Here is a 20327-nt window from a genome sequence, read left to right as displayed (position 1 = left end):
TCCTCACCTCACGGCCCCGGGCAGGTCCCGGCCTCCGCCCGCGCACCACCTTTACGGTCTCCCCGAGCCCGGGCGGGGGTCATCCGCGCGCAGTACCAGGGCACGGTCTCCTCAGGCCTGGGCGGTGGCGCCTTCGGAATCTGCGCCACGGGAAGCGGGACTCGACGGTCTCCCCGAGCCCGGGTGGGGGCTCACCCGGTGCTGGGCGCACCCTGCGACGGCGCACCCGGCCCCTCCAGGGTCTGCCGCACCGCGAGCGCCACCTTGCCGACCACGACCTCGTCGGCCGGGACGCCGGGGCGCTCCGGGTCGGCGACGACCAGGCGCATCTCAGGGGCCCGGAACACGACCCCTCCCCCGGGGCCGGGAACCATCTGCCCCAGGTAGCCGCCGGCGGCGGCGTCCAAGGCGGCCACGCGCCGGGTGTCCCCGCTCAGGAGCGCATCGGCCAGCTCCCCGGCATCCAGCCCCGTCTCGAGCGCGACCTGCTGGGCGCAGGCGGTCAGATCCTCGGGACCGTCCTCCCAGCGCCGTTCGGCCTCCAGGCTCCCGACGGCCTGAGGGTACAGGAGGCTGGGGTGGGCGACTGCCAGGCCGGGAACCGTCGGCCCCGGCTGCCGCTCGCCGATGCGGGGGTCGGGGACGTGGAGGTCGGGGACGCGGGGGTCGGGCAGGAGGCGGGAACGGACCCGGGCGCCGTCGGCGTCGCACAGGACGGTACCCACGCCGGCACCGGGACGCACGCTCACGGTGTGGCACGTGACGACGAGGGACACCTTGTCCGTCATAGGGGCGCCGTCGGTCCCCACCGGCTGGGGCCCCAGGTAGAAGGCGGGGAAGGTCAGGGTGGTGTCCTCGTTAAGCTGCCTGAGCATGAGGCGCTGTGCCGGGGTCATGGAACTGGCACGGAGCTTCGAGGCGCTCCGGTACACCCAGACGGCCATGACCAGCACGACGACCGCCGGCACCCCCAGGACGATCGCCTGGGAGACACCGACCATCTCACCCCTCTCCACCCGGACCACGAGGTAGCGCAGGCCCGCGGCCACGAGCACCAGCGGGCCGAACACGACGACCAGGAGCAGAGCGGTCCGCAGCGCGGCGTGTTTCCTGTGCGCCATTGCGGTTCCTCCGGAGTGTCACGGTCAGGACGTTGCGGGGGCAGTGGCGGACGCCCCTGGGAGCAGTCTAGGCACGGTGGCGTCCCTGAGCGGAAGGCCCCGGCACAGTCCCCCATGCGGGGAGCTCGTGGACACGTGGACGTGAGCACGCTGGCCAGCGACCGCAGCCCCCTGCGGGGGATCGTGCGCACCATCCAGATCAGTAGCGCGCCCCTCACGCAGTCCCCCCTGCGGGGGATCGTGCCCGGCGTACAGGTCGGCTCACCGCAAAGCCGCCGCAGTCCCCCTGCGGGGGCTCGTAGTCCTGCGCCTGACGTACGAGGACGTCATGACCGGGCGGGAGCCCGTCCTGGCCCTCATTGCGGCCGCCCTTGACGGAGTTGCACATTCATCCTCGGTCCCCTGACAAGCAGTTGGCGGATTCTCAACGTTTTCTCCGTACGGGGGGCCCGCCGCACGCAGATGAATGTGCAACAGCGTCCTCGTTGCACATTCATCCTGTCAGAGAGCCCGCCTCCCAATCGCGGATCCGCATGATCTCGCCATTTTATGATCGAGGATTGTAAAAAGAATGTGCAACTCAGCCGCCCAGGGGCAGTCCGGAGGACCGCAGCCCCTGGAGGCGGGCGGCGTCGGAGCCCAGGGGGACCTGACCGGGCTCGCTGCCCCGTTCCACGACCCGGTTGTCCGCGTCCACGAAGACCACGTGGGGCCGGTAGGTGCGGGCCTCGGCGTCCGACATCTGGGAGTAGGCAATGAGGATGACGACGTCGCCCGGGCTCACCAGGTGCGCGGCGGCGCCGTTGACGCAGATCCGCCCCGACCCGCGCTCACCGGGGATGACGTAGGTGGACAGGCGGCTGCCGTTGGTGCAGTCGCAGATATCGACGCGCTCACCCGGCAGGAGGTCGGCGGCGTCGAGGAGGTCGGCGTCCACGGTGATGGAACCGACGTAGTGCAGGTCGGCCTGGGTCACAGTGGCACGGTGGATCTTGGACGTCATCATCGTCCGCAGTCGTGAGCTCATCGCGGCCCAGGGTAGGCAGGGCCCTGACCCACGGCAACGTGAGAGGGCACTCAGTACAGCACCACCAGGGCGTTGTCAATGAGGCGGGTGCTGCCGACCCGGGCGGCCAGCGCCAGGAGGGCGGTGCGCCCTGCACCAGCACTGACCTCCCGCCCAGGGTCGTCCCCGGCCTCCGGACCTACCCCGGTCTGCCCGCGGCCCCGGTCGTCCTGGCGGAGGCCATCATCCAGGGAGGCCTCCCGCCCTGCACCGGCACTGACCTCCCGCCCAGGGTCTTCCCCGGCCCCTGGCTCGTCCCCGGTCTGTCCGGTACCAGCCCCCGGCTCTGCCGGCGCGACCTGGGGGGCCGCGGGCAGTCCCAACCCGGCGTCGGCAAGATCCACGAAGGAGTCCGGGTCCACCAGGGCCACGTAGTCGACCTCCACCCCGTCGGCACCGCCCAGGACGGCCAGCGCCGCCTGACGGACCCCGGCGCCGTCGGCCCCGCCCGCCGCCGCCCGGCTGCCGGCCGCCAGCGCCCGGGACAGGGCGAGGGCCTGCTGACGCTGGGTGCCGCTGAGGTAGACGTTGCGCGAGCTCATGGCCAGGCCGTCGGCCTCGCGGCGGATGTCCACCGGGACGACCTCGACCGGGACGGCGAGGTCGCGCACCATGGCACGCACAATGGCGAGCTGCTGGGCGTCCTTGCGGCCGAACAAAGCCCACCTGGGGGCCGTCAGGTGCAGCAGGGCGAGCACCACCTGGCACACGCCGGCGAAGTGGGTGGGGCGGGTGCGGCCCTCCAGGACGGTGGCCACGGGGCCGGGGTCAACGCGCACAGCCGGCTGGCCCCCGGGGTACATGACCTCGGGGGTGGGGGCGAACACGAGCAGGCGTCCCACCACCAGCGCGCCGTCCGGGCCGGTCAGGGCGTCGCCGAGGGCCTGGACGTCGGCCTGGAGGGTGCGCGGGTAGGCGTCCAGGTCCTCCCCGGCGGCGAACTGGAGCGGGTTGACGAAGATGGTGACGACCACGGTGCCGTGGGCGCCGACACGGCGGGCGGCCTCGGCCACCAGGTCGAGGTGCCCCTGGTGGAGGGCCCCCATGGTCATGACGACGGCGCGGGGGCCGGGGGCCGCGGCGAGCGCGTCGGCGAGCTCAGGGCGGGAACGGGTCAGGGTGACGGGGACGCAGGTGGAGGCCATGGCCCCAACGCTAGTCCTGTCCCGGGCACGTCCGGCCCTCGAGGTACGCCCCACCCCGGCCGGCAGACCTCGGGAACAGCCCCTCAGCAGTCCCCCAACACCTCACGCAGGGCGGCGGCCTGCTCGGGCCCCAGGCGCCCCACGCGCCGTTCCAGGGTGGCGCGCGCCAGCACCCGGTAGGACTCCACGACGTCGCCCAGTCCTGTCCCCGTCCCGTCGTCCAGCCCTGCCAGGGTATCCAGGTGCACGCGCACCGTCCCCGCGTCCCCCCGGGCCACCGGGCCGGTCAGGGCGGCGTCGGCCCCCTCCGACAGCGCCCGCTCCAGGGCGGCGGTCAGCAGGGGGCGCAGCACCTGCCCGCCGTCGTCCACCCCGGCGGCCGCGAGCACCCGCACCGCCTGGCCCACGAGGGTGACCAGGTGGTTGGCCCCGTGGGTCAGGGCGGCGTGGTAGGCCGGGCGGGCGGACTCCTCCAGGACGAAGGGCTCTCCCCCGAGCTCGACGGCCAGGGCCTGGGCTATGGGCAGGGCGACGGCGGGGGCCGTGACGGCCATGGGGCAGCCGACCAGCCGAGGCAGGTCCATGCTCATCCCCGAGAAGGTCATGGCCGGGTGGACGGCGAGCGGGATGGCTCCGCAGCGCGCGGCAGGCTCCAGCACCCTGACGCCGTAGCGCCCGGAGGTGTGGACCACGATCTGCCCGGCCTGCCAGCGCCCCAGGTCGGCCAGCCCCCGCACCAGCGGCGCCAGGGCGTCGTCGGGGACGGCCAGGAGCACCAGCTCACAGCGCTCGAGGATCTCCTCGACCTCAAGTCGGGGGACACCGGGCAGGAGCGTCTCGGCGCGCTCGCGGGAGGCCTGGGAGACGGCGTGGACGCCAATGACCTGGTGGTCCACGGCGCGCAGGGCGGAGCCGAGGACGGCGCCTACCTTGCCCGCGCTCACGACCCCCACCCCCAGACGACCCGGTCGCCTGCCCGGGGCGGCGGGAGCGGGGCAGTCCGGGGCGGCGGGAGCGGGGCAGTCCGGGGCGGCGGGGCTGGGCTGGTCAGCGAGGCGGCCCGGGGCGGCAGAACCGAGCTGGTCAGCAGGGCGGCCCAGATTGGCAGGAGCAGGACGGCCCAGGTCAGCGGAGCGACCCGGGCTGGCGGGACCGGGGCGGCCCGGGCTGCTGGCGGGCCGGTCAGGACGGTCAGGACGGTGGTCGGGCTCGCTCACGGCGTGATCGTCTCACGTCCCGGGCGCCGGGACACTCCCGCCACCTCGCCGGTCCAGGGAGCGGTCCCGGCGGCGCGCTCCAGCCAGCGGTCAAGGTGCTCCTGCTCGCGGCGCTCCAGGGCACGGCGCGCCACCATCTCACCCGTGCGGGCGGCGTCGGCCTGGTCCATCCTGCGCACCAGGCAGCCCATGAGGCTGGTCGCGTCGACCATATTGAGCAGCACCCCCGCCAGCCCCAGGCGGCGGGCAACCGGCCCCTGACGCAGGCGCAGGGACTGGATCCGCGGGTAGGGCACCACCGTGACGCGGCGTCGCCAGCGGCCCCGGCGGATGATGACGCAGGTGCTGGTGAGCGCCACCGCCTGGCACCTCCACCCCAGGGGTGCCAGCCAGCGGGAGCGGCGAGGGGCGCAGGCGGTCCACCCGGGCTCCGGGGTGCCCGTGGGCGAGCCCCGGCCGTCCAGGGCGGAGGCGAGCAGGCGGTCCGGGCAGTCCACTCCCAGGTCGGGGACCACGAGCCACAGGGCCCGCAGGGCGTCGGTGCGGGTGCCGACGGGGAGCAGGCGGCTGGCCTGGGAGCGCACGTCGTCACCGCCCTCGCCCTCCCGCCCGGCGAGCATGACCCGTACACCCCACCAGTCCCTGGACCGCCACAGGATATTGCGTGAGAGCTCGACGGCGTGGACGCGCCCGGGCGGCAGGGTGACCGAGACGGCGTCGGTCAGCCCGTAGCGCAGGCGGATCCCGGCGGGGGTGGCGCAGGCGCGGAAGCCCCAGCCTGAGCGCAGGCGTTTCCAGGCGTAGGAGAGGTAGCCCACGAGCCCGGAGACAATGACGAGTACCTGCCCGATCCCGCCTCCTGGGGCGCCAGCGTGGCCGGTCGCGGACTCGATCACGCTGACGACCACCAGGAGGAGGCCACCGACAGCGCCCGAGAGGACGCCGATGCTGCGCAGGAGGGAGCCAATGAGGATCCTGGGCTCGACGTGGTAGAGGTCGTGCTCCTCCACCCTCCCTACACCGTCGGGGCGCACCGGGGCCGCGAGCGCGTCGGCAAAGCCGAGTGGAGCGGGTGAGGCGGGCAGGGTGGGCGGGGTAGATGAGGCGGATGTTACAGGTGAGATGGGTGAGGTAGACGAGGTGGATGGGGCGGGTGGGATAGTCGAAGTGGATGGAGCACCCAGAATAGGCGAGATGGGTGAAGCAGACGAAGCAGGAGAGGCGGACGAGGTAAATGAGGCAGACGGGACGGATGGGACGGGTGAGACCGAGAGGGCGGGAGCCTCGGGGGCTCCGGGCACCTCGGCAAGGGCCCCGCTGGTGGTCACAGACTCGCTGGCGGTCACAGGCCCACTAGCGGTCACAGCCTCGTCAGTGGCCACAGGCTCGCTGGCAGCAATAGGCCCGCCAATGGTCACAGGCTCGCTGGCACCGCCAGTCCCACCAGCAGCCAGGCGCAGTATCTCCTCACGCAGGGCCGTCAGCTCACGTGAGGGCAGGTAGCCGATGGTGACGTGGGAGTCCGCGCCGCCGACGACCTCCAGGGTGAGCCTGCCCAGGCCCAGGAGGCGTCCGACCAGGGGGTGGACCACGTCGACGGACTGGATCCGTACCAGGCGGGCCACGCGCAGGCGACGCACGAGGACGCCGGTGCGGTAGTAGACGGCGTCGGCGTCCACGGCGTAGCGGCGGGTCCACCACACGGCGACCTGGAAACCGGTCCAGGCCAGCAGGACGACCCCGGTTACTATGACGGCCCTGGTCAGCACCCCGTCGTCCAGGAGGTTGAGGCCGTGCTCGCGGGCGGCGTGGTAGATGTCCCGGACCTGGTCGAGGTTGTTCACGGCACCCACGGCGACAACGGCCACGAGCGTGTGCCAGGTCTCCAGCAGGAGGCTCACGGGGTGGACCCGGTGCCAGGTCAGGTGCCCAGGCAGGCGGATCTGCCGTGCGAACCGGCTGGTCCGCCCGGGTTGTCCGTCTGCTGGCACGACGGCGTCGGGGGCTGCTGGGTCGTTCACAGCCCGGCCATCCGCTGCTCGCCGCGCTCGGCCAGGATCCGGCGCAGGTGCTCGGCCTCGGCGGCCGGGAGCCCGTTAATGGTGGCGTCAGTGGACACCGAGGCCGTGTGGAGGCGGACCTTGGCGATCCCGTAGTGGGCGGCCAGGGGCCCCTGGCTGGTGTCCACGAACTGCATGCGCCCGTAGGGGACGACCGACAGGGTGCGGAACATGACGCCGTGACGCCACAGGAGGTGGTCCTCGCCCAGGGCGTAGCCCATGGCCCTGACCTGGCGGGGGACGAGCCAGGTCAGCCACGCGGACCCGACGAGCGCGGCCACGCCCCCCAGGTGGAACCAGGGGCTCAGGAGCACGCCGGGCACCGCCAGGCCGGCCGCGAGGACCACGCCGCCGGCCCAGGCGCCAATGAGCCTGACGGTCACGAGCCGGGGTGAGACGGGGCAGAAGGTGACGCCCGGGGGCGCAAAGGGGTCGGGCGACGTCGCTGTAGCGGTCTGGCTCATAGGACCTCTTCTCTTCCCTCACGGGGGGACGGGTCAGGCGGCGGCGCTCCCGGGCGGGAGGGAGTGCGGGCCGTGGTCCTGGGCGTCGTCGTCGGACTCGTCAATGGCGCACCAGTGCTCCACGAGCAGACCGGTGCCCAGCCACAGGACGCAGGCCGCCACGCAGCCGCCCGCGCTCCACGTCAGGCCCGTCATGGCGGGCGTCCCGCGGTGGACCAGGGCACACACCAGCGCCCCGGCGTAGAGCCCGCCGAGCGCGGCCGCGCCCAGGCTGGAGGACTGGGCCGCCAGGGCGGTCATGGCGGCGCCCGTCGGGGTCATCCAGGTGGGCTCGTGCGCACGCAGCCTCCTGACGCCACGCCCTGCCACCAGGACGACGAGCGTCATGACGAGGACCGCCGCCCCGCCCCAGAGGCTGACTGCCGGGACCCACCCGTGGTGGCGCAGGCTCAGGTCGTACCCGGCGCCGGAGAGGACCGCCAGGAGGAGGAAGCACGCGAGGAGGGTGGTCCACCGCGTGCGGTGCATCAGGACGACCGCCCGTCCCGGCCCAGGACGTCGTTCCACCCCAGGGGCTCGGACCACGAGCCGGACCGGCTGTCGGGGAACAGGGAGCCGATGCCGTCACGCCGCTCCTGGGTACGCCCCTGGGGGGCGGCCTCCGCGACGCCGGCGGCACCAGGGGCACCAGCCCCGTCAGCGGGCACGGGCTCGGCACCGGAGGCGAACTCGGCACCGGAGGCGAACTCGGCACCGGGGGCGAGCTCGGCGCTGTGGGCGGAGCGGGGGCTACGGGCCGACCTGGCGCTGCGAGCGGAGCGGGAGGAGGACTGGGCGACGGGGGGCAGGGAGGCGGAGGTGCTCCACGGCTCGGCGGGTGCGGCGGGCTCCTCCTGCCAGGCCTCCTGCGCCCCGGCGTCCTGTGGAGCGGCCTCAGGCAGCGGGTGCCCGGCGTCAGGGGCGGGCTCCTCTGGGTCCTGCTCCGCGGAACCGGTGGGCGGGGCCACGTACTGACCCGTGGGCAGGGCCGGGAGGTGGTCGGACTCCAGCCAGTCCAGGGCCAGCCAGCGCAGGCCGTCCCGGTCGGGGGCGACGTCGGCCAGGGCGGCGACGGACTGGCCGTTGATCTCGCCGAAGGGGTCGGCCTCGGCCCAGGGGGCCAGGACGAAGGCCCGCTGGGCGGCCAGCGGGTGCGGGATCGTCAGCTCGGGGTCGTCGGAGGTCATCTCGCCGTAGGTGATAATGTCCGCGTCCAGGGTGCGCGGTCCCTTGGGCTCGGTGCGCAGCCTCCCGGCGGCGTCCTCCAGCTGGTGGCAGACCTGCAGGAGGTCGCGCGGGGACAGGGTGGTGTCCGCCAGGACCACCGTGTTGAGGAAGTCGGGCTGGGAGGGGCTGCCCTCCTCCAGCACCGCGGCCGAGCGCGCCAGGGGCGCCACCTGGGTGACGGTGATGCCCGGGGTGTTGCGCAGGGTGGCGACGGCGGTCCTCAGGGCGATCACGACGGTGCCGACGTTGCCGCCCAGGCCGATGACGACGGGGACGGGGCGCGCAGGGGCCTGTCCCAGGACGTCAATGGACGCCTCCGCCAGGTCGGTCGGGGAGTCGAAGGGCTCCACGGGGCGCTGGGGCAGGTCCCCGGAGCCCGAGGGGTCGACTGCCGCGGCCGGGTCGGTCGGGGCCGCCATGGAGTCCACGGCGGAGGGCGCCGAGGGGCTCCACGGCCGGTGGGCCGGGGCGTCAGGCTGTGGGGTGGGGACCATCTCCGGGCCCAGCACCACCGGGACCGAGGCGTCCTGCTGCGGCGTCGGATCCAGGGCGTGGGCCCCGGAGCGGGGGACGTCCTGCGCGACGGGCTCGGGGAGGGCCTGGGGCCCGGGCTCGGGCTCCCAGGGCTCCCCGCCGCGGTGGGACCCGGGGGCCTGCGGCCCGCTGGGGGCGGACGCGGCCGTCTGCGGCCGGGGCTCGCCGCCAAGAGTCCCGCCAGGGGTCCCGGCGGGGCCCGCTCCGAGGGGCTCGTCGGGCGTCACCGCCCGGGCCGGGGTGCCCTCGCCCAGGACGGCGTCCAGGGCGACCTCGTCCCTGACGCGGCCAGCCCGCTCAGGGACCGGGGTGCCCCCGGCCTCCTGGGGGTGCTCGGACCACCCGACCGGCTCGGCGGAGGAGGCGGAGACCGAGGCAGAGGACGCCGGGGTGTAGGAGTGCTGGTGGGGGCCCTGGTCCACGGGCTCCTCGGAGGCGGTCGGGGCCGGGTCCCCGGCCCGGTCCTGCTCGGGACGCCCCGGGGACGGGGCGCGCCCCAGGACGTCCGAGGCACCCGGGTGCGCGCCCCCCGTCGCCGGGGAGGGGGTGACCGGGGAGAGCCCGGCCTGCCAGGGCAGCTCGGCGGAGGAGGCCGAGGCGGGCTCGGTGGCCACCAGGTGGTCCTCACGGAACATGGGCGGCACAATGCCGTCCGCCGCGGCCGCGCTGGTGGTGGGCTCCTGGGTGGAGGAGGCGAACAGGGCCCAGGCGGGGCTCTGGTCGTCCCAGGAGTCAGGTGCCGGTGCCGAGGACGCCGGCTCCTGGTCCAGCCCCCGCGACCGGCCGGCGTCGGCGCCCCCGGCCAGGGAGCGCGGGCCAGTGGCCGCGACGGAGGACGAGCCCCCGGGGAGGATGTCGGCGGCGGAGTCCGCGGCCGCGACCACGGAGTGGGCGGGGTCGACAAAGGGGGTGACCAGGTCGTCCTCACGCCCCGAGGCGGGCCGGGAGGCCGGTGCGTCCGCACGCCCCACCGGCTCCTCACGTCCTGCCGGGGCCGGGCGCCCGGCCTGCCCGCGTGCCGGCAGGGCCTCGCGCCCGCCCAGGGCGCCCGGGCCCTCGGGGCGGGGCTCGCTGGTCACGCCCTGGCGGGTGATGGTGACGCAGACGTCGTCGAAGGCCACGTCCAGGGGCGCCTGGGGCTTGTGGACGCTGACCTCCACCTGGAGCACGCGGGGGAAGGCCAGGACCACGTCGGCAATGCGTTCGGCCAGGGTCTCGACGAGGTTGACGCTCTCCCCGGTAATGACCTCCACGACGGCGTCGGCCACGGCGGCGTAGTCCACGGCGTCGTCCAGGTCGTCGGTCACGGAGGCCACGACGGTCCCGCGCGGGCCCAGGTCCATGGTGACGTCGGCCAGGAAGAGCTGCCCCTCCTCCTTCTCAAAGGGCAGGACACCGTGGAAACCACGGGCTGACAGACCGGTCAGGCGGATCCGGTCAGGGGCGGTGGTGCTGCTCATCGGTGGTCCTTCCATAGGGAGGCGGTGCGGACGGCGTCCAGGTTGGACGGGATCTCGTGGACCCTGACGGCCCACGCGCCCGCGCTGGCGGCCAGGGCGGTGGTTGCGGCGGTGACGGAGTCACGCGCCAGGGGGTCGGTGGCCCGGGCCGGGTCGGCGGCCAGGGCCAGGAAACGCTTGCGGGAGGCCCCCACGAGGACCGGCAGGCCCAGGTCCTGGGCGAGGCGGCCGGTGGAGCGCAGCAGCTCCCAGGACTGGGGGTGGGTCTTGGCGAAGCCGAGCCCGGGGTCGATGACGACCTGGTGACGGGCCACCCCGGCGGACACGAGCCCGTCCAGGCGCTGGGCCAGTTCGGCCTCCACCCCGGCCAGGACGCCCCGGGGGTAGTCGGTGAGGCGGTCCATGGTCCCGGGGTCGCCGCGCCAGTGCTGGCAGACGTAGACCACGCCGGTGGAGGCCACGACGTCGTACATGCCCGGGTCGGCCAGGCCCCCCGAGACGTCGTTGACCACCAGGGCCCCGGCGCGGACGGCGGCCGCGGCGGTGGCGGCGTGGACGGTGTCCACGCTCACCACGACGCCCTGGGCGGCCAGGGCCTCCACGACGGGGAGGACGCGCTCCTGCTCGGTGTCGGGGGTGACGCGCTCGGCACCCGGCCGGGTGGACTCGCCCCCGACGTCGAGCAGGTCGGCGCCCTGGTCCAGCAGGGTGCGGGCGTGGGCGAGGGCGGCGTCGGGGGCCAGCCAGCGGCCGCCGTCGGAGAAGGAGTCCGGGGTGACGTTGATGACGCCCATGACCAGGGTGCGGTCGGTGGGCAGCGTGCTCGGCAGCGGCGCCGGGCGTGGGGGGGCGGGCACAGTCACGTACCCAGACTATCGGGATGCCTGAAGGAATGCTGGGACTGGTCTGCCGTCTCCTCGCCGGGAGCAAGGAAACAGAGGCTATAAACACATACTAAAATAATCTAGCATATAACAAAGCTATTGTTTGACGCTGCCTTATTCGTCGTCCCGAGGTGGAGACGGCCGGGGGCCTCCGCCTTTAGGGGGACGCACGGGCGGGAACGACGACGTTCGGAGCGTTCCCGCCCCGGGGCGGCGCCCCTAGCGTCAGGGGCGTGGGGAGCACCCGCAACCAGCCCAGAGCCTTAAGGAGGCCACGCATGGTCCGCCACGACCAGTACCCCGCCGCACCCGCGGCAGACGCCGCGAGGGGCGTACCGGCCCCTGCCGCACCGCCCGTCCCGAGGACGGCGCCCGCCGCCCCGTCCGCCCCGGGCCCCACCGCCCCAATCCCTGGCACCCCGGGCACGCCCGCCGTGGCCGCCATTGGGCTGACCAAGGTCTACGGCTCGGGACAGGCCCGCGTGACCGCCCTGGACGGGGTGAGCCTGAGCGTTCCCACCGGCCAGTTCGTCGCCGTCATGGGGCCCTCGGGGAGCGGCAAGTCCACCCTCCTGCACTGCCTGGCCGGCCTGGACGCCCCCACCTCCGGGCGCGTCCTCATCGCCGGGGCCGACCTGACGGGCATGGACGACAGGCAGCTGACCGACGTGCGCCGTGACCAGCTGGGGTTCGTCTTCCAGTCCTTCAACCTCCTGCCCACCCTGACCGCCGAGGAGAACATCCTCCTGCCCCTGCGCCTGGCCCACCGCAGGCCGCAGCCTCAGTGGTGGGACGCCGTCGTCTCCGCCCTGGGGATCGGGGACCGCCTGACCCACCGCCCCACCGAGCTCTCCGGCGGCCAGCAGCAGCGGGTCGCCGTGGCCCGCGCCCTCATCGGCCGCCCGGCGGTGGTCTTCGCCGACGAGCCCACCGGCGCCCTGGACACCGCCTCGGCCGCCTCCCTGTTGGAGACCCTGGCCCGCATGTGCGCCGAGCTCGGCCAGACCGTCGTCATGGTCACCCACGACGAGAACGCCGCGGCCGCCACCAGCCGTGTTATCCGCCTGCGCGACGGGCACGTCGTGGGCGACGCCCCCGTGCACCACCCGGCCGGCACCCACGCCGCCCCGGGGACCGCCCACACCACCCCGGACGCCCCGGCGTCCCCAGGGCCTCTGCCCACCCGCCCGGGGACCGGGCGCGCCAGCGGGACGGGGGCCCGCTGATGCCCGCCCTGCTTGATGTGCGCCGCACCGCCGCCGCCCTGGTGGCCGTGGCCATGAGCACCGCCCTCATTGCCCTCGCCCTGGTGGTCTCCGGCTCCATGCGCACCCAGATGCAGGCTGGCGCCCGCCTGTCCGTGGGCGGGGCCGACGTCGTGGTCGCCAGCCACCGCGGGTCGGACCCGTCCCAGGGCCCGCTCGACGACGCCCTGGCGGCGAGGGTCTCCGCCCTGGACGGCGTCGCCTCCGTGCGCGGCACCCACTGGGATGTCGTTGAGCTGGACCTGCCCAGCCAGCTCGCGAACGCCATGGGGGCGACGTTGGCCGCCCAGGACGTGCCCACCCTCAGCGCCTACACCACCCTGGTCTCCGGCCGCCTGCCCACCGCCACCGGCGAGGTCGCCATCGACGCCACCCTGGCCGAGCAGCAGGGGCTGGGCGTGGGGGACACCATCCGCCTCAGGAACAGGCCCCAGGACCGCCACGGCGCCAGCAGCACCAAGGGCACCGACGACGCCGGCAGCCCCAGCAGCGCCGTCCACTCCAGCCCGACCGTCGTCGGCATTATCTCCCCCGGGGCCGACACGGGCCTGGAGGACCTCCCCAAGGTCTACGCCACCGCCGACCAGCTGGCGGCCATGGGCGCGAGGACCGACTACGACAGGCTGTACGTGACCAGCCGGCCGGGGACGGACACCAGCGACCTGCACGAGGAGGTCGCCCGGACCGTCCACGCCGTCCAGTCCGACGCCATTGTGCAGGACGCCGACGAGGTCATCGCCCGGCGCGCCGTCTCCTCCACCGGGGGCGGCACCACGATCGTCGTGGTCCTCAACCTGCTGGCGCCGGTGTGCGCCCTGGTGGCCGGGATCGTCATTGCCACCACCTTCACCACCCTGGTGGCCCGCCAGAACCGGGTAATCGGCCTGCTGCGCTGCGTGGGCGCCAGCAGGCGCCAGGTACGCCTGGCCGTCCTGCGCACGGCCCTGCTCACCGGCCTGGTCGGCTCCACCACCGGCACCGCGGCCGGGGCCGCCGGAGCCGCAGCCCTCATCCACTCGGGGGTTGTGCCGGGGCTGAAGGCCGACAACCTCACCGTCTCCCCCACCTCCCTGCTCGCCGCCGTGGCAGCCGGCACGCTGGTGACCCTCGTATCCGTCCTGCGACCCGCGGGCCGGGCCACCCGCGTCTCCCCGCTGATCGCCCTGACCGGCACCACCGCGGCCCCCGGGCGGACCGGTCGCGCCCACAGGTGGGCCGCCGTCACCGGCCTGGTCGTGATGGTCGGCGGCGCCGCCGTCACCGTCATGGGGACCCTCGCCCACGACCTCTACCTGACGGTCGGGGGCGGCGTGCTGGTCGCCCTCGGGGTCCTGGCGGCCCTGCCCCTGCTCATGACCGCCGTCGTGGGCCTTATCGGGCGCCTGGGTGCCTCGGGCCGCTACCCCGTCCTCCACCTGGCCGCCCGCAACCTGGTCCGCAACCCCGGCCGCTCCACGGCCACCGCCGCCACCCTCCTCATCGGGGTCATGGTGGGCTCGGCCCTGGCGGTCAGCCTGTTCTCCTTCAGCTCCTCCTTCCAGGCCGTCCTGGCCCAGAGCTCACCGGTCGATATCACAGTCCTCGGGGTGACCCCGCAGACGGACACCGCCGCACTGACCTCCACCATCCAGGGGGTCGACGGCGTGCAGTCCACCACCGTTGTCCCCCTGATGGACCTCACCCAGACCGCGGACGGCCGGAGCACGCAGACCCAGGTCATCGCCGTGGACACCAAGGCGGTCACCCCCGTGGTGCGCTCCACCAAGGGTCTGGAGGACCTGGACGACTCCACCCTCATTGTCGGCCAGATCTACGACGTCCCCGACGGCACCAGGGTCACCCTCACCGGGCCGGGTGGCAGCGTGGAGCTGACCGCCCGGGTGCGGGAGGGCTGGGGCGCGGCCGTCACCACCGCCACCGCCGCGCGCCTGACCGGCGGCCAGGCCACCGACGCCATTATGTGGGTACGCACCACCGACGAGGGCTCCGCCCAGGCGCAGGCGGTCGAGACCGCCGTCCGCCAGGCCGTGCGCGGCCAGGACCTCATGGTCAACGGGAGCGCCGCGGGACGCAGTACCTTCAGCGCCACGCTCAACCAGATCGTGGCCGTCACCGCCCTGGTCATGGGCTCGGCCCTGGTGATCGCCCTGAGTGGCCTGGCCAACACCACGGACGTGAGCGTCCTGGAGCGCACCCGCGAGATCGGCGTCCTGCGCGCCACCGGCACCCGGCGCGGCGGGATCCGGCGCCTGATCACCACCGAGGCCACGCTCCTGGCCGGCGTGGGCGGCGTCCTGGGGATGGTGACCGGGACTGCCCTGGGCGCGGCGTGCACGCTCGCGGCCCTGGGCGACGGCGGGGTCAGCGTCGCCGTCCCCTACCTGCCTCTGGCCGGGATCCTGGCCGTCACGCTGGCAGTCGGCGTGCTGGCCTCCGTGCGGCCCGCCGGGCGCGCCGCCGCCGTGACCCCGGTGACCGCCCTGGCGGCCGACTGAGGGAGAGAAGACCGTGCCCCGCCTGCTCGATATGCGCCGCGCCGTCACCCTGGCGGTGGCAGCTCACCCGACCGACATGCCAGACGGACGTCGCCGCCCTGGCCGCCCTGGCGGTGGAGTGATGGCGGGCAGGAGCGCTGGGGGCCCGCACCGTCCTGTCCTCGTGCCGGCACCCGGTGCGCGGCCAGGTGGTGGGCGGGGCACCGCCAGCCCTGGTGGGCAGGGCGGTACCGCGCCTGGTAGGCAGGAAGGCGTCGGCCCTGGTGAACGGGGCACCGCCAACCCTGGCAGGCAGGGAGCTGCCGGACCTGGTGGGCAGGGCACCGCCAGCTCAGGCGGCCTCCCGCTCCCGGTGGACGGCCACCACCAGCTTGAGGCGGGAGGTCGTGCCGTACTTGCGCATGAGGTGGGAGACGTGGGTCTTGACGGTGGACTCGGCCACAAAGAGCTGGGCGGCGATCTCGGCGTTGGAGTAGCCCTCGCACAGCAGGGCCAGGACGGACTGCTCGGCCTGGGTCAGGTCGGTGCGTCGGCTGGTGCGTACCGGGCGCAGGTGGTGGGCCACGAGCCGGGAGGCGGTGGCCGGGGAGATGGTGGTGCCGCCGTCGGCGGCGGCCAGGACCGCCCGGACGATCTCCTCGGGGGCGGAGTCCTTCAGGAGGAAGCCGTTGGCGGCCTGGGACAGGGCGGTGAGCATGGCCTCGTCGTCGTCGAAGGAGGTGAGCATGACCACGGCCGTCCCGGGGTGGCGGGAGCGCACGCGCGTGAGCAGCTCCAGCCCGTCCATGCCGGGCATGCGCACGTCGGTGAGCAGGACGTGCACGGGCACCGTGCGCAGGAAGGCGAGGGCGTCGGCGGCCCGGTTGAAGGTGGAGGCGACCTCGATGCGGGGGGAGGAGGACAGGTAGGCGCGCAGGGCGGTGAGCACGAAGGGGTCGTCGTCGACGAGTGCCACCCGGACAACCTGAGCGGCAGGGACGTCAGAGGGCACGGCCCCGGGAGGGGACTCAGGTGGGGACGTGGGGAACATGGCAGGATGCTACCGACTCTGAGCAGGAAGGAGGGGACCGTGCGACGAGCGCCCCGGGGCCCGGCCCGTACCCCCTGCCCCTGGGCTGCACGGACCACAGCCGCCTTGCAGGCCGTCACCGGCTCCCGGGCCACGAGCGGTCCTGCCGCCTACGGCGTCAGTGGCTCCCAGTCCCAGGGCCCAGACCGCACCGGCGTCGTCCGGGGCCTCGGCATGCTCCTGCGCAGCTCCTGCTTCGACACCTGGTCCCCCAGGGGCCGCACCCACCTGCTGTGCCTGGCCTGCGCGGCCCTGTTCACGCTGTTCAGCATGATGTCCATGCACCCGCTGGGCTCACGGGCAATCCCCTACGAGCTGGCCGGGGGCGTGGGGCTGGCGCTGCTGAGCACGTGCCCCCTGGTGGGCAGCGCGGTGGAGCTCCTGGCGGCCTGCGGCTTCTGCGTCACCATGGTCACCGACGAGCCCGTCGGGATCGCCCTCGTCCTGGGGCCGTGGCTGTGCGCCAGCGTGCTCCTGACCCGCGGCTTCAACCGCCTGGCGGCCTACGGCCTGGTGGTCATGACCATTGTGGTCCTCTTCCTCTCGCTCCGTCTGGCGGGGACGGAGAACTACACAGAGGTCCCGTTCATGGTGTACCTCATAGGAGCTGCCTTCCTCATTGGAGCTGAGCTCATACGCCGCCCACGCGAGCAGGCTGACACGGTGGCCGCGCGCTACCAGGCCGACCTGGAGCGTCAGCGTCTGCTGGTGGTCTCCGAGCTGCACGACACGGTGGTGCGTGACCTGACCCGGGCGGTCATGACCGCTGAGCAGGCCCGCCTGGCCCACCCCGGGCAGAGCCCGCTGGCCGACGAGCTGGGGGCCATGACGCTGGCGGTGCGCACGGCCGTCGAGCAGCTGAGGTCCAGCCTGCGGGCCATGAACGACGCCGGCGGGGGCGGGCTCGACGTCCTGGCGTCCTCGGCCCCCCGGCCCCTGGAGGAGTCCCTGGTCCAGGCCGTGCAGGTCCTGGCCGGGCGGGGGACGGTGCTGGAGGTCCGCGGCCTGGAGTTCCTGGAGCGTCAGGAGGTCAGCCCCGGGGTCCGTCAGCAGCTGGTACGGGTGCTCAACGAGCTGGTGAGCAATATGACCAAGTACGCGGCGGCGTCGAGCACCGCCCGCCTGGAGCTGGACAGCGACGGCCACAGCCTGGAGGCCATGGTCACCAACGCCGTGGCCGAGGACGTGGCGGACGGCCGGGAGGCGGTACTGTCCTCCGGCCTGGGCCTGGAGGGGGCCCGACGCCGGGTAGAGGCGCTAGGGGGCACCCTGAGCGCGTCGGGTGGGGCCGGGCGCTGGACGGTGGTCCTGAGCGTGCCGCTACAGGCCCGGTAGGGGCCACCGGCCTGCTGCTGGTGTCCTGCTGTTGGTGCACCCGTGGCGCGGGGTTTACCCCGTGCCCGACCCCGCGTCGGCGTGCGTCGCGGGATCATCCCCGCGCGTGCGGGCTATTGGTGCACTCGTGGCGGGGGCTGCGGCTCGCTAGCGCCACAATCTTCGCAATATTACTGGTTGGTGCGCCCGTGGCTCCTGCTATTGGCGCACCTGTAGCGCGGGCGGGTGGTTAGGAGGTGCTCCCTTGCTCCCTGGGCGGGCTGGTGCTCCCCGCCGGCCGCCGCGCCAGCCCCCTCCCCCACCAGGTGCCCCTGGGTGAGCTGTTGCTCCGCCCAACCGCCCCCGGCATGTCGTCGCCATCTACAGGTGCTCCGCGGCGGACTGGTGCTCCTACAAATACTGTCTGTCAGGAGGCGGCGGCCTGTCCTGCTTGCGGGAGGACCGGAGGTTATGCACGGCCTTGAGGCACCGGAGTCTGGTTCTGTCGCAATCTGAGGATCAGAACCGGACCCACCCCACTCTCATCTTTGTACACTTAATGTCCATGCAGGTCAGAGCCTCGGACCTCAGGACGGCCATGAGTGCCTACTGCTCTGATCCTCAGATTGCGACACGCACACGGATCCAGTCCACCGGACGGTCGGAAGATCATCCAGGATGTCGCATTAAGCACTCAGATTTGCGCCGCGAGCACCCGGTCCGTACCACGAGCACCCAGATCCGTGCCGCGCGCGAGACCCTGGCGCAGCCTTCCTCGTTTCACTTGCGTCAGAGAATTACTCTGTGCGCGCCCCCGCGTAATGGTCACCGTCCGCACTGGCGTAGCCAGGGAGGTGGCCTATTCCCCGCAACCAGGTCATATTCCAGGCGGCTCCGGGCGGTCTCCCGGGGTCGCGGTGGGTGTGGGGTGTGGCCTGCTGGGGGCGACGGATCGGGTCGTGAGGTCGGGGCGGTGGGGTATTTACGAGTGCTGGTCTCTTGTCACCCGGCTGGCTCATTGGGTTAGTTCTCAGGTGGCCAGGGTGGTGGGGATGGCCTTGTCGAAGTACCAGGTCCAGAAGGCGCGGCGTGCGGGGACGTCGGTCAGCTCGAGCGGCTGCCAGTTCAGAGCGCCAGCAGCAGCGCTCGCGCAGCTGTAGCTCGACTCAAGGGTGTCCGGGAGGAGCTCGTCATCATCGACCATGTCGTCATACTCCTCCCACAGGTCCATATCAGGATCACGGTGACAGGCAGAGAAGACCGTGAGAGAGGCAGCATCGGCAACAAGTGACGCGACGTTCTTGATCGAGTTCGGTTTGGTGGTGCTAGCATCCATTTCTAGCTCGACGTCGTCTGAAGCGGCCTCGTCAATCACGTCAGCAAGGAGCGTTCCAGCCGTCATTCTTGCCTGGTTTATGTCTGTTTCTCTCCTGTCCATGAGGTCCTGGGTGAGGGCGATCATGTCCTCGACCCTCTGGTCGTCGGGGAAGCCTTGGTACCAGACGGGTAGGACGTGCCGGACGCAGGCCATCTTCAGTCTGATGCGGTGCTGGTAGGAGACCTCGTCGTCATCGGGGTCGAGCATGGCCCGCCAGATGCGCTTGCGCGTGGGCAGGGACAGGATGCCCTTGGCGTTCCCGGGGTCGGCCAGCTCGGCCCGAGCGGACCGGATCTCCTGGTCCACCGCGGTCATATCGATCATGAGGGGATTGTCTCCCACGCGCCCGGGTGGGGCAAGGACTGTCCCACGGTCCGGACGGTCTTGGTGCGGCCGCCTGGGCTGCCTAGGCCGCACACGCAGGCACGGGGGACAGGGTCACTGGCGCTGGCGGGGGCGTAGGGGACGGCCGCCGCACGCGCAGGCACAGGGAACGGGGACCTCCTCTTTGTTGTGCTGATGCTGGTGGGACACGGCCCCAGGCTCCCGCGCCATGGGCGCACCTACTCCTAAACACGCGCACCCACCACACTCAGCCAGGTCTTTGCGCCAGGTGGGCGCACTAGTCCGGTTGCGCTGGTGCTGGCGGGGGCGGAGAGGCACGGTACAACGCATTGTTGTAACTTAACCCGCATGAGGTTGTATCGGCGCGGGTGAGGACGCGGTGACCGAGCGCCCTCAGGTGGCCAGGACGGCGGGGATGGCCTCGTCGAGGTACCAGGCCCAGAAGGCGCGGCGCGCTGGGACGTCGGCCTGCTCGACCGGCATCCAGTTCAGGGCACCGGCAGCAGCACTCGCACAGCTGTAACTCGACTCAAGCGAGTCCGGGAGCAGCTCGTCGTCATCAGTGAGGTCATCATCCTCTTCCAAGGTGTCATAGTCAGGGTTACGACTGCAGGCTTCTGTTGCCATCAGTGAGGCGGCGTCGGCAACAAAAGAGGCTATCTCCTTGGTGACCTCCGGCTTCAGCACGTCGGGTTCCACCTCTGTGGCACTTGCGTTTACGTCATCGATTACGCCAACAAGCAGGCTCTCGGCGTACTCCTGGGCCTGGTCCGTATCTGTTATGCGTCGGTCCATGAGGTCCTGGGTGAGGGCGATCATCTCCTCGACCCTCTGGTCGTCGGGGAATCCGCGATACCAGACGGGTAGGACGTGCCGGACGCAGGCCATCTTGAGCCTGATACGGTGCTGGTAGGAGACCTCGTCGTCATCGGGGTCGAGCATGGCACGCCAGATCCTCACCCTGGTCGGTAGCGATAGGATCCCTTTGGTATTCCCGGCATCGGCCAGCTCAGCCCGCGCCGCCCGGATCTCACGATCCACGGCCTCCATGTTAATCACAGGGACAATTGTCTCTCACAGCCCAAGGCAGGGTCAAGGACTGTCCCACAGTCCGGACGATATTCCTTGGAGCCACCCACGTCGTACACGCAGGCAAAACGGGAGCAGACCGCCTCCTGGTTGTGCTAATGCTGGCGGGATGTAGCCTCAGGTTCCTGCGCCAGGCGGACGTACCACTGCACCGG

15 protein-coding genes are annotated in these 20327 nt (G+C 72.8%); 3 read left to right on the top strand and 12 right to left on the bottom strand.

All coding sequences use genetic code 11. The features are described from left to right. Window positions 1-191: 191 nt before the first annotated feature. The 9 genes from C3V41_RS11925 to folP all read right to left on the bottom strand — a co-directional run bounded on the left by C3V41_RS11925 (window position 192) and on the right by folP (window position 11127). Complete coding sequence (locus tag C3V41_RS11925; protein ID WP_106110426.1) at window positions 192-1121, bottom strand: hypothetical protein; 930 nt, start codon at window positions 1119-1121, stop codon at window positions 192-194. Between the two features lie 580 nt (window positions 1122-1701). Next, window positions 1702-2148, bottom strand: a complete 447-nt coding sequence (gene panD, locus C3V41_RS11920) for an aspartate 1-decarboxylase (protein WP_106110425.1) — start codon at window positions 2146-2148, stop codon at window positions 1702-1704. A 50-nt stretch (window positions 2149-2198) separates the two neighbouring features. Continuing rightward, the gene (gene panC / locus C3V41_RS11915) at window positions 2199-3332 is read right to left on the bottom strand and encodes a pantoate--beta-alanine ligase (RefSeq protein WP_254423603.1); all 1134 of its coding nucleotides are present in this window, start codon (window positions 3330-3332) and stop codon (window positions 2199-2201) included. 83 nt (window positions 3333-3415) lie between these two features. Continuing rightward, complete coding sequence (locus C3V41_RS11910; protein WP_254423758.1) at window positions 3416-4291, bottom strand: Rossmann-like and DUF2520 domain-containing protein; 876 nt, start codon at window positions 4289-4291, stop codon at window positions 3416-3418. Window positions 4292-4545: 254 nt separating this feature from the next. Next, window positions 4546-6570 (bottom strand): PH domain-containing protein, encoded by a 2025-nt coding sequence (locus tag C3V41_RS11905; RefSeq protein WP_106110424.1) that lies wholly within the window; start codon window positions 6568-6570, stop codon window positions 4546-4548. After that, a complete protein-coding gene (locus tag C3V41_RS11900) occupies window positions 6567-7073 on the bottom strand; it encodes a PH domain-containing protein (protein WP_106110423.1) in 507 nt (168 codons plus the stop codon). The genes C3V41_RS11905 and C3V41_RS11900 overlap by 4 nt, the downstream gene beginning before the upstream one ends. Before the next feature lie 33 nt (window positions 7074-7106). Beyond that, window positions 7107-7601: a DUF3180 family protein gene (locus tag C3V41_RS11895; RefSeq protein ID WP_106110422.1), complete on the bottom strand. Its 495-nt coding sequence runs from the start codon at window positions 7599-7601 to the stop codon at window positions 7107-7109. Next, a complete protein-coding gene (gene folK, locus C3V41_RS11890) occupies window positions 7601-10333 on the bottom strand; it encodes a 2-amino-4-hydroxy-6-hydroxymethyldihydropteridine diphosphokinase (protein ID WP_106110421.1) in 2733 nt (910 codons plus the stop codon). Before folK ends, C3V41_RS11895 begins: the two co-directional genes overlap by 1 nt. Then, window positions 10330-11127 (bottom strand): dihydropteroate synthase, encoded by a 798-nt coding sequence (gene folP / locus C3V41_RS11885; RefSeq protein ID WP_106110849.1) that lies wholly within the window; start codon window positions 11125-11127, stop codon window positions 10330-10332. Before folP ends, folK begins: the two co-directional genes overlap by 4 nt. 368 nt (window positions 11128-11495) lie before the next feature. On the opposite strand from folP, the gene C3V41_RS11880 reads away from it, so the two are divergent. Then, window positions 11496-12443 (top strand): ABC transporter ATP-binding protein, encoded by a 948-nt coding sequence (locus C3V41_RS11880; RefSeq protein ID WP_106110420.1) that lies wholly within the window; start codon window positions 11496-11498, stop codon window positions 12441-12443. Further along, complete coding sequence (locus C3V41_RS11875; RefSeq protein ID WP_106110419.1) at window positions 12443-14977, top strand: FtsX-like permease family protein; 2535 nt, start codon at window positions 12443-12445, stop codon at window positions 14975-14977. The genes C3V41_RS11880 and C3V41_RS11875 overlap by 1 nt, the downstream gene beginning before the upstream one ends. A gap of 331 nt (window positions 14978-15308) precedes the next feature. Here C3V41_RS11875 and C3V41_RS11870 read toward each other — a convergent pair whose 3' ends face one another. After that, window positions 15309-16007: a response regulator gene (locus C3V41_RS11870; RefSeq protein WP_106110418.1), complete on the bottom strand. Its 699-nt coding sequence runs from the start codon at window positions 16005-16007 to the stop codon at window positions 15309-15311. Window positions 16008-16046: 39 nt separating this feature from the next. Between C3V41_RS11870 and C3V41_RS11865 the strand changes: the two genes are divergently transcribed. Beyond that, entirely contained in the window at window positions 16047-17381 is a 1335-nt protein-coding gene (locus C3V41_RS11865) for a sensor histidine kinase (RefSeq protein ID WP_129591613.1), read from the top strand. A gap of 1009 nt (window positions 17382-18390) precedes the next feature. On the opposite strand, the gene C3V41_RS11860 is transcribed toward C3V41_RS11865, so the two are convergent. Both C3V41_RS11860 and C3V41_RS11855 read right to left on the bottom strand, forming a co-directional pair. Continuing rightward, window positions 18391-19062, bottom strand: a complete 672-nt coding sequence (locus C3V41_RS11860; RefSeq protein ID WP_174714779.1) for an Imm5 family immunity protein — start codon at window positions 19060-19062, stop codon at window positions 18391-18393. A 414-nt stretch (window positions 19063-19476) separates the two neighbouring features. Beyond that, window positions 19477-20133: an Imm5 family immunity protein gene (locus C3V41_RS11855; protein WP_106110847.1), complete on the bottom strand. Its 657-nt coding sequence runs from the start codon at window positions 20131-20133 to the stop codon at window positions 19477-19479. Between the last annotated feature and the right edge of the window lie 194 nt (window positions 20134-20327).

The sequence above is a fragment of the Actinomyces sp. oral taxon 897 genome, assembly GCF_002999235.1.
GTDB lineage: Bacteria > Actinomycetota > Actinomycetes > Actinomycetales > Actinomycetaceae > Actinomyces.
The sequence above is the reverse complement of the archived record's forward strand: the minus strand, read 5'-3'. Positions and strand labels throughout refer to the sequence as shown.